Genomic DNA, 15423 nt, shown 5'->3' with positions numbered 1-15423 from the left:
ATTATCAATTTAGATTGCACACAGCATTATCAATACATCTTTTCAACTGTTTAGTTAAATCTTGGATATGAGGTTCAACGAGAATCGAGAAATGGTCCCCTAAAATATCAACAGTTTTAATGGGTTTACTAGAATATTTACCCCAACCTAATAGAGGGTCACTACTAGACCACTCTGGATTATCAAAGTCATGAATTATTTCTTCACTAGCTCTAAATATAGTTATGGGTTGGGGATAAACTTGGGGAACGTAATTTCGCATTGCTTGAACATGCAGTTTGAAAAGTTTATAATAATTGAGAAAATCTTGAATTTCTGCATCACTGAAGATAAAATTTGCCTTTTTATTAATCAAATTTAACTTTTCTGTTAATGGCAAATCTCGAAGTTCTTCAAAAGGTACTGAAAAATCCACATCACTATCGGTTTTCATTGATTCGGCGATACGAAGCAAAAACTTAGCATCGTCATCATCTGTAGGTTCAATTATCGTTTCTGGTAATATGGCATCAATAATAACTAATAAACCAACAGTTTCATCCTGATTATGTAATTGTCTTGCCATTTCAAAGGCTAATACACCACCATAACAATGACCACCTAGAAGATAGGGAGCATTTGGTTGCACTTTACGAATTTCTTGCAGGTAACGAGCTGCTGTTTCTTCTACCGAAATAATTTCGGGTCTATCTTGTTCTAAGCTATCTTCCAAAGCATAAAATGGATAATCTTCACCCAGGCTTCTGGATATGTTAAAGTATGGGCTAATATTCCCACCAGCACCATGTATGCAGAAGAAAGGTGTCTTGTCACCTGAAGAGTTAATTGCTACTAGATGAGAATTAGAACTTTTACGAGATGGTTGACTTACAATTGCAGCTAGTTTTTCAATAGTTGGGTTTTCAAAAAGAGTAGATAAAGGAAGATTATGTTCAAATTTATCATAAATTTGAGCCATTAAGCGAACCGCTAAAAATGAGTGACCACCTAAGTCAAAAAAGTTATCCGTCACTCCAACAGGGCTAGCATTGAGAAGATTTTCCCAAGTTTTTGCTAAAGCTAATTCTGTAAAATTTCGGGGGGCGATAAAGGATTTATTTGTATTTGACTGGATCATCTCACTACTCAGCAGCGCACGCTTATCTACTTTTCCATTAGGTGTATGCGGAAGTTTATCAATTACAATAAAAGCAGATGGCAACATGTAATTAGGTAGTTTCTGTTGTAAATAGGATAATAGTTGTGTATTAATATCCTGCTTATCTGTGACAACATAGGCAATCAAACGCTGATTCCCTTGAGCATCATTCTTAGCAATTACAACCGATTCTTGCACATCTGGATGTTGTGCGACCGCAGTTGCTATTTCACCTAATTCTACTCGAAAACCCCTAATTTTTACTTGCTCATCATGGCGACCCAAATACTCAAGATTACCATCTTGGAAGTATCGAACTAAATCCCCTGTTTTATAAAGTTTACCTCTGGCTATAAAAGGATTATCAATAAATCTTTCCTGGGTTAATTCTGGGCGATGTAAATAACCCTTTACTAACCCATCACCACCAAGATAAAGTTCTCCAATTACTCCTATGGGTGTTGGTTGTAAATCGCGATTTAACACATAGATTTGAGTGTTATCTATTGGACTACCAATGGGCACACTGTGGGCTTGTTCTGGTAATAAATTAGTATCGTAGTGGGTTGCATTAGCGGAAACTTCCGATGAGCCATAAAGGTTAATTAGTTTTGCAAATGGCATCAATTCTCGGAAAGTTTGAACTAATTTAACAGATAATGCTTCTCCGCTAGTTATCCAGAATTTTAGGTGGGTTAATTTCTTAAGTAAATGACTATACTTATCTAAAAGTAGTCGGAGTAATGAAGGTACAAGTATAATCCGAGAAACTTTGTGTTGTGCTAGAGATTCTATAAACAATTGCGGGTCTAGTATAGTTGCGTTGCAGATCATTACTGTGGGAATTCCTTGAAGTAAAGGAGCAAAAATTTCCCAGACAGAATCGACAAAACTAATAGCTGTTTTCTGACAGCAAACTTCGCCTAGAGTGAAAGGATAGGTTTTCCATAACCAGTGTAAGCCGTTTACTGTACCGCGATGCGTACTAAGAACACCTTTGGGTGTTCCAGTTGACCCAGAAGTGTAGATAATATAAGCGAGACAATCCCAAGCAGAAATGTTAATCGGATTTTCCAAGCTTTCTTGTGAAATTTCCTCTTTGTCGATATCCAAGCAAACGGTTTTAGCCGCAGATAATGATAGTTTTTCTAAAATTTCTTGCTTACTAATTAACAGCGATGCTTGGGAATCAAAGAGCATAAAATTCAAACGTTCCACCGGATAACTTGGGTCAAGGGGAATGTATGCACCACCAGCTTTGAGAATAGCTAAAATCCCCACTACCATATCTAGGTTACGTTCCAAACATAGAGCAACCAAAGTTTCTTTTGTTACACCCTGTTTCTGTAAGTAATGTGCCAGTTGATTAACTCTATAGTTCAGTTGACGATAAGTTATTTCTTGAGAATCGCTAATTAGTGCTACAGAATTAGGCGTTAGTTCTACTTGCTGCTCAAATAATTGATGCAGAGATACGTTTTGAGGGTAATCTGCACGAGTTTGGTTAAACTTAAATAATAATTCTTCTTGCTCAGAGGCAGTAAGTAGGGATAATTCACTCAGACGCTGCTCTGGATTTGCGACTATATTTTCTAATAAAGTTTGGAAATTGTTAATAAATTGGGTAATTGTTGCTGATTCAAAAATATCTGTGTTGTATTCTAAACAGCCTGCTAATCCCTCTTCAGATTCAGACATTGATAGAAAAATGTCTAGTTGAGCGGTACCGCTATCAAACTCCAAAGTACGTAAAGTCAAACCAGAGACTTCCTCTACACAGCCTGGAGTATTTTGCAGGACGAACATTACCTCATAAAGCGGATTTCGGCTTAAGTCCCGTTCTGGTTGCAATTCTTCTACAAGCATCTCAAAAGGCAAATCTTGATGTCCATAAGCATCTAGAGTCACCTCCCGTACTCGATGTAAAAGTTCGCGAAAACTGGGATTACCACTGAGATTATTACGTAATACCAAAGTATTAACAAATAAACCCAGCATCCCTTCCAATTCTGCACGGTTACGGTTAGCAATTGGAGAGCCAATTAAGATATCTTCCTGGTCTGTATAGCGGTATAGTAATATGTTAAATGCTGCTAGCAAACTCATAAATAAAGTAGCGTTTTCTCGCTGACTTAATTGCTTGAGAGCATTAGTTAGGGATGCAGAGAGTATAAAGTATTGCTTGGCACCACTGAAAGTAGTAAGGTTATGGCGTGGACGGTCTGTAGGTAATTGTAGTACAGGCAGTTCACCTTGAAGTTGCTGCTTCCAATAATTTAATTGGGTTGCGAGGAATTCACCTTTGAGGCGATCGCGTTGCAAAATGGAAAAATCTGCATACTGAATCGGGAGTTCGGGTAAGGGGGAAGGTTGATTTTTTGAGAAAGCAGCATACAGCGTTGACAGTTCGCGCAGGAACACATCGCAAGACCATCCATCTGTAATAATGTGATGCATGGTCACAAGCAAAACGTGTTCTTCTTCATTCAATCGCAGTAAAGTAGCCCTCACTAATAGCCCTTTAGCCAAATTAAAAGGTTGTTTTGCTGACTCTGCTGCAAATTGTTTAACTTCGGCTTCCCAATCTTTACCAGATAAATATTCTATGTTAATAATAGATACATCCCAAGTAGATTGAGGAGAAATTTCTTGTATTGGCTCTCCATTCACAAGCCTAAAATTTGTCCGCCAAACTTCATGACGCTTAAGAACTTCATTCAAGCTTTGCTCAAGTGCTGCAATATCGAGGTTTCCTTGTATGTGAAAAGCTATAGGAATATTGTAGAACGAACTGCCGTGATAAAGCTGGTCAATAAACCACAGCCTTTGTTGGGAAAAAGATAAGGGAATATTCTGGCAATCTTGACGTTTAGGAATCACATCAGCTTGAAGTTTTCCCCCTTTCCATTTTTCTAAAAGGGCTTTTTTCGCTGGTGATAAATTAGAATATTTTTTATCCATTGCTGTATTATCCATTATTGTATAAATAATGACTGTTATTATTGCATAGTAATGCTTTCAAGCTATAGGATTGTAATTTGCAACATTATCGACTAAAGACATAAACTGTTCCTCAATTATCTACAATATTAGCTAAAAAAGATTTTGTCTCTTCTTCAGATAATTCCTCTATTTTTTCCAACAAAAGTTGCTCAACTATTTTTGCCTGCTTAATTGGTATCATCGCTTCTAATAACAGGTCGCGCAGTGGTAAGTCTACAGGGAATTTTGCTCGCAATCGAGACACTAATTGAGTTGCAATTAGGGAGTCACCCCCTAACTCATAGAAGTTGTCGTAAATACCGATTTCTGTAATCCTAAGTACCTCTTGCCATATCTCTGTAATTTGTTTTTCCAACTCATTTGTGGGGGCAACATAGGAATTACTTAGGCTTGGTCGAGAGTAGCGTGACGATGAATCTAATTGATTAGTAGATTTTGAATCCACCAAAGATTCCAGGCTAATTGTATGATTTTTACTAGTATTAATGTCTACTGTAGAAACAATAATCTGAGTTACTTCCCTTAAAGAAAAAACTCGTTTAAATACTTCTACTGCTTCTATTGGGGTGATAGCTAATTTTGCTCCAGATAATCTATCCGGTGCTGTTTCTACCTGACTTACATTCGGTTGGAATTTATCCCAATTTATAACATACCACGGCAAAGAAGTCTTTTGATTATGCCGATTGCTAAAAGTATCGATGAATTGGTTAGCTGCTGAATATAAGCCTAACCCAAATCCTCCTAAAATGCAAGACAAAGAAGAAAAAATGATACAAAAATCTATCTTCAAATCCTGTAAGACTTGTTCTAATACTAGAATCTTACTACTTTGTGATTCTAATATATTTTCAAATTCTATTTCAGTAATTTCGGGAATAGAAGCAAATAGGTTATCGCGCTTGATTCCAGTTGAATAAATTACGCCATTAATTTGTTTAACATTTGCAGATGCAAGAGCTTGATGCATCTGCTCGTAATTAGTGGTATAGGCACGTAATAACAAAACTTCTGCACCTAATTTTTCTAATGCTGAAACTTGCTGTATTTTGAGACTCACTTCATCATCTTGAGGATGAGTTTCAAGCCATTGTGAGAAATGATCTTGCTCTGGAAATTTAACATCTTCAATAAATATGAGTTTTGCTTGGAAAGTTTTTGTTAAATATTCCGCAAGCACAACCTCAATATTTTCTAACCCACCAGGAAAAAAGTAAACACCTTGTTTTCTTAAAGGTATTTTTCCCTCAACTATTGACTCTACGTGAACTGGCTCAAATATTTGTACCCATCGGTGGCGATCGCGATAAGCAACTACCGTATCTAAGGATACAGATGTTAACTCGTTCAGAAGTTTGTCAATAAGATTACTCTCACAATTTTCTTGTCTTTCTTCTAAGTTTCTGCTGTTAGTTAAAGCAATATCAATGCACTGACAGCTAATATTGGGATACTCTTGAGGAATTACCTTACATAAACTTAATATTGCAACTTTATCTGGGTTTAGTTCTTCATTCCCATTAACCTCTTGAACGTTGTTTGATATCACCCTAAGTTGTAGGTGAGCACTAATTTTTAGTCTGCTAAGGCTCTGGGTTAAAAATAGTAGGCTTTTAAATTCTGAATATTTTACCGATGGGCGGTTATCAAGATTACTTAGACTCCATAAATAAACGATTTTTTCAGGACTTTGACCTAATGATATTAGTTCTTGTAATAACTTATCATAATCTTCATTTATACATGGAGCAATTGTATAGATACCCTCACTTAGTTTACTAAACTCATCTCCTTGCTTAACAATAATTATACTTTTCCCCTGATTTCTTAACTTATTAATTAGTTGCTCCCCTACTCCCAAATCATCCATAAAAAATAGCCATTTTTCTTCATTTGTAGAGTTGATTTCTTCGGATGATGTATAAATCAGTAAAGAACGCTTCCATGAGGGAACATAGAACCAGTCGCCAATATCTTGCTTTTGATCTAATGTCGTCGGTTTGATGTTTACGGAATGCGATGACGATTTCGCATCAATCCAGTAGCGTTGTCGCTCAAAAGGATAAGTGGGTAAAGGCAAACGATGACGCTGTTCATGAGCATAAAAACCCGACCAATCAATTTCTACACCCGCAAGCCACAACCGACCCAATGTTTGCAATAAAAAGCAAACATCCGATTGTTGCTCCTTAGCATGGCGTAACGATGTCAATATCTGTTGTTTAGCATCTTTCTCTAAATGCTGCGTTGCTAAGGTGCCCAAAGTTCGTCCCGGCCCCACCTCCAGAAACACACCTTCAAACTGTTGTATTAATTGCAATATGCCATCCGAAAATCTCACGGTTTGTCGTAGATGCTGACACCAATAATCTGGACTTGTCGCTTGTTCAGAACTAATCCAACTACCAGTCACATTGGAAATAAAGCGTATCTTGGGTGGACTTAATTTAACTGTTTTAATCGCCTCAGCAAATGCTGACAATATCGGTTCCATCATCACAGAATGGAACGCATGAGATGTATGCAACTGACGACATTCAACTTCTTGAGAGGATAATTGTTTTTCTAGGGCCGCAACAGCATCGTTTATTCCCGATACGACACAGGAAGATGGGCTATTAATTACTGCAATTTGTAGAGATTCTCGATATAACTCGTTTCCATCCAGCAGCAGTTGCACATCTTTTTCCGGTAGTCTAATTGCTAGCATACTTCCTGGGGATAACTGTTGCATAAGTTGTCCTCTTTTTGCCACAATTCCTAAAGCATCTTCTAAAGAAAATACACCTGCAATTGTGGCTGCTACATATTCCCCAATACTATGACCAATCATCGCCGCAGGTAGCACACCCCAAGACATAAATAACTGAGCTAAGGCGTATTCAATAACAAATAATGCTGGTTGAGTAAGCACTGTTTGTTGTAGTTGTTGAGTAGCTGCTTCAATTTGTTCTTGTTGGGGAAATAGTATATGACGAATATCAAGATTGAGTTGCGGTTGCAAAATAACAGCGCAAGTATCTATATATTTTTTAAATGTTGGTTCGATTTCGTATAATTCCCTTCCCATGTTTGCATATTGCGCCCCTTGTCCGGAAAACATGAAGATAACTGGACAATGATTTGACTGGCGTTGGTAAGTAAAAATACGTTCTGGATGGAAATAACTCAGCGTTTTTACTGCATCACTTACATCTTGACAAACTAGTATACGGCGATAGTCAAAACCCCGACGACCCACTTTTAGGGTGTAAGCAACATCAGGTAGATTAATGTCAGGATTTTGCTGCAAGTAAGTAGATAGTTGGGCTGTTGCGGTTTCCACAGCCGTATCGGTTTTGCCTGAAAGCAGTAACAATTGCCAAGGACGGGAAGCGCTGGAAGCTTCAATTAGTGGAGCTTCTTCTAAAACCACATGGGCATTAGTCCCGCCAATGCCAAAAGAGCTTACACCTGCTCTGTTGGGTGTAGCATTGCTTTGCCACTCTGATAATTTCGTGTTGACGTAAAAAGGACTATTGGCAAAGTCTATCTCTGGGTTGGGTTGTTCAAAGTGTAAACTTGGAGGTATTTGTTTATGTTTTAATGCCAGAACTGTTTTGATTAGTCCTGCTATACCGGATGCTGTATTTAAGTGTCCAACATTGGTTTTTACTGATGCGATCGCGCAAAATCCCTTTTCTTGAGTCCGTGCAAATACTTTTTTCAAGGCACTAATTTCAATCGGATCTCCCAATTGCGTACCAGTTCCATGAGTTTCGATGTAAGTGATTGTTTCCGGAGTAACGTCGGCGATCGCCTGAGCCTCAGCAATCACCTCAGCTTGACCAGCCACACTAGGAGCTGTATATCCAACCTTAGCAGCACCATCATTATTAATAGCTGAACCTTTGATTACTGCATAGATATAGTCACCTTCTGCCAAAGCATCTTCTAATCTCTTAAGGACGACAATACCGACTCCATCCCCAAAAACAGTTCCTTTAGAACTAGCATCAAAGGCGCGACAATGACCATCAGGAGAAGTGATACCCCCTTCTTGGTAAAAATAACCTTCTTTTCGCAGAGATTCGATAGAAATACCACCAGCTAAAGCCATATCGCACTCATAATTTAGCAATCCTTGACAGGCTGAGTGAACGGCTACCAATGATGTAGAACAAGAAGTTTGAATATTGATGCTTGGGCCTTTAAGATTCAATTTATATGAAACTCGTGTAGCAGCAAAATCTTGACTGTTGTTATATATAATCGGAAGACCCATCGATTCAATTAACTCAGGATGAGAACTTAAATTTCCTAGAAAGTAAGAACTCATATTGCTTCCGACATAAACACCCGTCAAACCTGTGCCTGAAGCAGGTTCATAACCAGCATTTTCCAAAGCTTCCCAAGCACATTCTAGAAGAATACGATGCTGAGGATCTATGGTTTCAGCTTCCCTTGGTGATAAATCAAAAAAAGAAGCATCAAATATCTCAATATCTGACAAAATAGCGCCAGCTTTTACATATTGAGGATTACTTAACCAAGCTGGATTTACACCTGAAGCCTCTAATTCCTCATTACTGAAAGAAGAAATTGACTCCCGTCCCTCGCACAAATTTTGCCAAAATTCATCAACATTTTTGGCTCCGGGAAAACGACCAACTATACCAATGACAGCTATGCCTTTAATAGAATCATCCATTTGTTGATTAGACATCTATTTTTCTCCTTTGCTTCATTAATTGTCGTTTTTCCTGCATAGCTGCTTCTTTTCTGCTAGCACGGTCATCAGCTTGTTGAAATATCGGTTCTTCAATCTGCTTTCCACCGATATATTCAGCTAAAGTACTTATGGTCGAATATTCAAAGAAATCGGCAATTGATAAAGTTTTATTTAATAATTTGAGTATTTTACTGCGAACCTGAATTATTAATAAAGAATCTCCTCCTAATTCAAAAAAATTATCATGAAGACCTACATTTTTTATTCCGAGAACTTCTTGCCAAATATTGGCGATTTCTTGTTCAATTTGATTACTAGGAACAACATAAGGATTTTGCAAATCCGGTCTAGAATGTAGTAATAAATTGCTCTCTGTTTCTTGTTGCAAGGATTCAAGCTTAATCCATTGCTTAATTCTTGCTTGAAGTTCTCCAGTGGAAACAACTATCTGATTTAATACGCCGAAATTTAAAATCCTTGCAAAAGCGATCGCTCCTTCTTCCGATGTAATAGCCAGTTCTGTCAAACTTTCACCTACTGTTGTATTTTGTGCATCTAATTTTTCAGTTTGCCAGCCATCCCAACTTATGCTAGTCCATGAAACAGGGTGATTTCGATTATGTTGGTGTACAAAAGCATCCATAAAGATATTAGCTGCTGAGTAAGCAACAAACCCTAATCCTCCTAACACAGAAGACAATGAAGATAGTAATAAACAAAAATCAAGCTCTCTATTTCCTAAAACCTGTTCTAAAGCTAAAAGTCCATATACTTTGGGTTGAAATTGTTGCTGACAATCAACTTGAGTGATATTTTCAATTGCTGCAAAAGATTTCCCTTCAACAATCCCAGCAGCATGAATAACACCATTTATTTGACCAAATTGCTGTTCAGCTTGAACAATGACATTTTGCATCTCTTGAATATTGCTCACATCAGCACTCACCATTAAAACTTCTGCACCTAAATGTTCTAGTTCTTGAACTTTCTGAATTTTATGACTAGTGCTATCAGTTTCATCATGAGTATTGAGCCATTGTTCCCATTCGGATTTTTTAGGTAACGTAGAACGTCCTATCAATACAAGTTTTGCTTGTACATTTCGAGCCAGATATTCAGCCAAAACAAGTCCAATACCACCCAGTCCACCTGTAATTAAATAAACTCCTTTTTCTCTGAGTCGAGGCTTTTCGATTTTACTTTTCTCAAAGCGCACTGGCTCAAAAGTTTGCAGCCAACGATTCAAACCTCGATAAGCAATGAGTTTTTCAGAATCATGAACTTTCAATTCCGCCAGCAATTGTTCTAAAAGTTTTTCTTCTTGCCAACTTCCACATTCTGGAAGAATAACATCAATACTCCGACAGTTTATATTTGAATATTCTTGAGATATAACTTTAATTGGGCTAAGTAAAGTGGCTTTTTCTGGACACAAGATTTCATTTTCTGTTACTGACTGTAGACCATTAGAAATAACTGTAATTTCTAAATCATCAGTCGTTTCTTGTTTCCCCAAAGCTTGGGCAAGAAATAGGAGACTGTAAAATCCTCTTGTTTGACCTTGATTAATTGTATTAATTTCTAATTTTTGGTTAGTATTAGGTGTGACATTCCATAAATGGACAATGTTTTTTATTACTTGTTTTTGATTGAAAATTTTCTGTATAAGAATATCGTAATCACGCTGATTTTTTGGATTAATAATATATTCAAAATTATTTACTATAGTAAAATTGTCACCAAAATTTACAGTAATTACATCCTGGGTTTGTTTTTTTAATTCCTTTACTAATTGGATACCCAAACCACATTCATCCACAAACACTAAAATGCTAGATTTATCAGATACTAATTCTTGATATTGGAGATGTAGTGGAGGTAAAGAAGGCTTCCAAAAAGGAATATAAAACCAGTCGGCTATGTCAGGTTTTTTAGCCAATAATTCTAGAGTGCGTAGGCTTAGCCCGTCGTAGACATCGCCATTTTTTTCTTGTACTGACTTTTGAGGCTCAATCCAATATCTTTGTCGTTCAAAGGGATATGTAGGTAAAGGTAAACGATGACGGAATTCGTGAGTATAAAATCCTGACCAATTGATATTTACACCCCTAAGCCACAGGCGACCTAATGTTTGCAACAACAAGTTACTATCTGATACTTGTTCTTTGACATGGCGTAAGGAAGTCAACACCACCTGTTTAGAATTTCTATTTAAATGCTGTTTTGTGAATGTGCTTAAAGTATGTCCTGGGCCAACCTCCAGAAAAACGCCTTCAAACTGCTGTATCAATTGGGATATACCATTTGAAAATCTCACAGTTTCTCGTAAATGTTCGCCCCAATAACTGGGATTTGTGGCTTGTTCATTTGTAATCCAACTACCAGTTACATTGGAAATAAAGCGTATCCGAGGCGGATTCAGTTTAAATTTACTTACCCACTGCACAAACTCCTCTAATATTGGTGACATCATCACAGAATGGAACGCATGAGATGTGTGCAACAGACGACATTCAATTTCTTGAGAGGATAATTGTTTTTGTAGTGTAGCAACTGCCTCATTTGTTCCAGAAACAACACATGAAGATGGGCTATTAATAACTGCTAATTGTAGAGAATATTTATATAATGTCTCTGTTTCTAAAAGTAACTGTACGTCTTTTTCTGGAAGTTTAATTGCCAGCATACTTCCTGTGGATAATTGTTGCATTATTAGTCCTCTTTCTGCCACAATTGCTAATGCATCTTCTAAAGAAAATACACCGGCTATTGTGGCTGCAACATATTCCCCAATGCTGTGACCAATCATTGCTTCTGGACGTATCCCCCATTCCATGAATAATTGAGCGAGGGCATATTCAATGACAAATAATGCACTTTGGGTAAAAGCTGTTTGTTGTAGTTGAAAAGCAGCAGTTTCAATATCTTGTTCCTTGGGATAAAGTAGGCAACGAATATCAATACCAAGGTAAGATTGCAATATAACAGCGCAATTATCTATATGTTTTTTAAATGTTGCTTCCCTTTCGTATAATTCCTTTGCCATATTTACATATTGCGTTCCTTGTCCTGAAAACATGAAGATAACTGGACAGTGACTAGGCTTGTAGTAGTTAGTAAAAACGTGTTGTGGTTCGAGGTCAGCTAGCGCTTTAACTGCGTCTTTAACGTTACTACAAAGGACTATGCGGCGATGATTAAAAGCTTGACGACCTGCTTGTAGGGTGTATGCAACATCAGCCAAATTAATCTCAGAATTTTGCTGCAAATGGGCACTTAGTTGGGCGGTTACTGTTTCTAAAGCCGTGCTGGTTTTGGCTGAAAGAACTAACAATTGCCAAGGACGCGAGGAACTCGAAGCCGGAATTATTGGAGCTTCTTCTAAAATCACATGGGCATTAGTCCCACCAATGCCAAAAGAACTGACACCTGCTCTTTTAGGTGTACCATTAGTTTGCCACTCTGATAATTTAGTGTTGACGTAAAACGGACTATTAGCAAAATCTATTTGTGGATTTGGTTCCTGAAAGTGCAAACTAGGAGGTATTTGTTGATGTTTTAATGCCAGGACTGTTTTAATTAATCCTGTCACACCCGCTGCTGCATCCAAATGCCCAATATTAGTCTTCACTGAACCAATAGCACAAAAACTTTTTTTATTTGTGCTAACACGAAAAGCTTGTGTGAGAGCTTTAATTTCAATCGGATCTCCTAAAATGGTTCCTGTACCGTGTGCTTCTATATAATTAATAGTCTCAGGCTCGACTCCAGCCAAAGCTAAAGCTTCTAAAATTACTTCTCTTTGACCATCAACACTAGGGGCTGTATATCCAACCTTTAAAGAACCATCGTTATTAACAGCTGAACCCTTGATTACTGCATGGATAAAATCACCATCAGCAATAGCATCTTCTAATCTTTTCAATACCACTACACCTAAACCATTGCCACCATTGGTTCCTTTGGCTTGAGCATCAAAAGCTCGGCAATGACCGTCAGGAGATTGAATTCCTCCTTGCTGATATTGGTAACCAATTTTTTGCAGCGTTGTAACAGTAACACCCCCTGCTAAAACAATATCACTTTCACCATTGAGTAAACTTTGGCAAGCTAAATGCACAGCAACTAATGATGTCGAGCAAGCAGTTTGGACGTTAATACTTGGCCCTCTCAAGTTTAATTTATAAGAAATCTGCGTGGGTAAAAAGTCTTTATCGTTTCCAATCAAAAGTTGATGACCATCTAGCGATTCCATCAAATCTCGATTGGAATATAAATTTGAAAGTAGGTATGTACTTGGGCTGACACCAGCGAAAATACCAATTGAACCGTCATAAGTTTCCGAATTATAGCCAGCATTTTCTAAAGCTGACCAAACACATTCTAGAAAAAGCCGGTGCTGTGGGTCTGTAATTTCAGCTTCTCTGGGAGAAAAGCCAAAAAATGAAGCATCAAATAAATCTATATTTTCTAATATACCGCTTGCTTTCACGTAATTTGGATCGTTAAGCAATGATGGGTCTACCCCAGCAGATATTAGTTCCTCATTTGTGAAAAAAGAAATTGACTCTACACCATCCCGCAGGTTTTTCCAAAAACTATCAACTTTATTTGCTCCAGGAAAACGACCTGCCATACCAATAATAGCAATTTCGTCTTTATTTGCTATATCCATAAGTGAAAGTCCGAACCTAAATATTTTTGTTTAATGTTAAAGCATTGAATGAGAATTAGTTAAAGAAGTCGGAAGTACAGTTTTGTAACGGGGATAAAGACAAGCAGCCCAAAACTTGCGACTTCTTTTGTAGCCGGGGACTTAAACCCGCCGAAGTTTGTTAATTGAAATTCCCGAAGCAATCTGAATCTGGTCATTTAAAACTGCATCAATATCTTCTTCAGTAGTTAATGGATTGGCAATTACAGCTCGCATGGCAATTACAGTAATTTCTCGATCAAACTTGATAGTATTTTTTGTCGTTCGTGAGATAAAAGTGCGACCAATATGACGCTGCATCTTTTGCAAATGTTCATTAAAATTATTGACAATTTGATTATCTATTTCTGTTAAGTTTTTATTGGCAATAGCTTCTCTAAATTCCTCGGGGATATACCGATAAATCAACAAATTGGTATCAGGTTCTGCCAATAATTCAAATTCGGGCATAGCTGAAATACGAGCAGCCATGTATTGAGTTTTTCTGATTCCTTCATCAATTAAAAACTCATATCCCTTAAGCCCAATTAGCTTTAAACCAGCGTGTAAAAATAAAGCCATGCCAGGTCGAGAACCTTCCAAAGCACGTTTACCTAAATCAAACGATCCCTTACGCATGGTATAACTAGCCTGTTTTTCTATTGAAGAAGCTAGATAAGGATCGCGGAAAAAGACCATACCAATACCCATTGGTAAATACAATTGTTTATGTCCATCAATGGTTACTGAATCAGCTTTTTCAATACCAGCAAGCTTATGTTGATGTTTCCGAGAAAAGATAATTGGACCACCCCAAGCAGCATCTACATGAAAATGTATATTATTTTCTTGGGCTATCTCGGCAATATCTTCTAGCGAATCGATACTACCAGAATCTGTAGTTCCAGCAATGGCGACAATGGCTATGATATGTAAGTTTTTTTCGCGGCATTCTGCAACAGCTTGACGTAGTGCTTGTATGTTAACTCGATTGTTAGAGTCAACCGCTACTCTCATGACATTTTGCGTACTAATGCCCATTAAATCGGCAGCTTTATCAAAAGAAAAATGCATCAATTCAGAGCCAATGACAACTGCTCCTTTGTAGCCATAAAAATTTAGGGCTGCTGTTAAACCTGCTTTTTCTATGCCTAAAAACTCATTTTTAGCTCCCAACGATTTATTTCTAGCACACCACAGGGCTGTGATATTGGCTGTTGTACCACCAGAAGTTAAAACTCCTAATGTACTCTGATTATTTTGAATATGCTGGGTGTAAAAATTATCGGGAAAACTATAAATTTGTCGATGCATTATTGCTAAAGCTTCACGTTCATAAAAGCTCAAAGCTTTAGCAGTCTCTATTTTGACAGCGTTTTGATTCATTGCTGTCATTAGTTTGGCTAGAGGTCGGACAAAAGAAGGAAGTGCTGAGGTCATATGACCGATAAATTGTGGCGAAGATGTGTGTATGGAGTGAGAAATAACGTTATCACCTAAGTACTGGAAATAGCTTTCAAAGTCAGTAGGTTCTAAAGGTATTTTGCTCTCGCCAAAATTTCTGATTATCAAATCAATGTCAATATTGGTATTTGGATTTTTTGTGATTAAAAATTCTTCAGAAAAATCATTAACTATCTCATCTATCTGGGTTTCAATAGATTTACCCAGAGTAGGTACGAACATTTGTTTTACATACTCACCAATTTCCGAATGTAATATTCGCTCAGTTTGAGAAAAATTATTTGTGGATAAAAACTGTTTTTCACTTAATGTCATTTTGTCTCCTTCGATAGGTAATTTTTATTCTGCATTGCTAATACTATTTAGGACTGACGCAAAAAAACTCTCAATTTTTTATTTCTCTGTGTTCTTTGC

General features: G+C 37.4%; 4 protein-coding genes. All 4 read right to left on the bottom strand.

Features of this window, described 5'->3' with window-relative positions; translation table 11 throughout:
• Positions 1-4 precede the first annotated feature (4 nt).
• Complete coding sequence (locus RMY16_RS01515) at positions 5-4099, bottom strand: amino acid adenylation domain-containing protein (RefSeq protein ID WP_322734957.1); 4095 nt, start codon at positions 4097-4099, stop codon at positions 5-7.
• A 112-nt stretch (positions 4100-4211) separates the two neighbouring features.
• Positions 4212-8846 (bottom strand): polyketide synthase, encoded by a 4635-nt coding sequence (locus tag RMY16_RS01510; protein WP_322734876.1) that lies wholly within the window; start codon positions 8844-8846, stop codon positions 4212-4214.
• A complete protein-coding gene (locus RMY16_RS01505) occupies positions 8839-13527 on the bottom strand; it encodes a type I polyketide synthase (protein ID WP_322734875.1) in 4689 nt (1562 codons plus the stop codon). Before RMY16_RS01505 ends, RMY16_RS01510 begins: the two co-directional genes overlap by 8 nt.
• 141 nt (positions 13528-13668) lie before the next feature.
• On the bottom strand, positions 13669-15324 hold the full coding sequence (panP, locus tag RMY16_RS01500) for a pyridoxal-dependent aspartate 1-decarboxylase PanP (RefSeq protein WP_322734874.1): 1656 nt from the start codon (positions 15322-15324) through the stop codon (positions 13669-13671).
• Positions 15325-15423: the final 99 nt, after the last annotated feature.

The organism is Nostoc sp. DedQUE12b (assembly GCF_034530835.1).
In the GTDB taxonomy this organism is placed as follows: Bacteria; Cyanobacteriota; Cyanobacteriia; order Cyanobacteriales; family Nostocaceae; genus Nostoc.
The sequence above is the reverse complement of the archived record's forward strand: the minus strand, read 5'-3'. Positions and strand labels throughout refer to the sequence as shown.

Excerpts from the sequence above, each read along its gene's own strand:
- RMY16_RS01510 (WP_322734876.1), bottom strand. The coding sequence starts at position 8,846 with ATGTCTAATCAACAAATGGATGATTCTATTAAAGGCATAGCTGTCATT.
- RMY16_RS01515 (WP_322734957.1), bottom strand. The coding sequence starts at position 4,099 with ATGGATAAAAAATATTCTAATTTATCACCAGCGAAAAAAGCCCTTTTA.
- RMY16_RS01505 (WP_322734875.1), bottom strand. The coding sequence starts at position 13,527 with ATGGATATAGCAAATAAAGACGAAATTGCTATTATTGGTATGGCAGGT.
- panP (WP_322734874.1), bottom strand. The coding sequence starts at position 15,324 with ATGACATTAAGTGAAAAACAGTTTTTATCCACAAATAATTTTTCTCAA.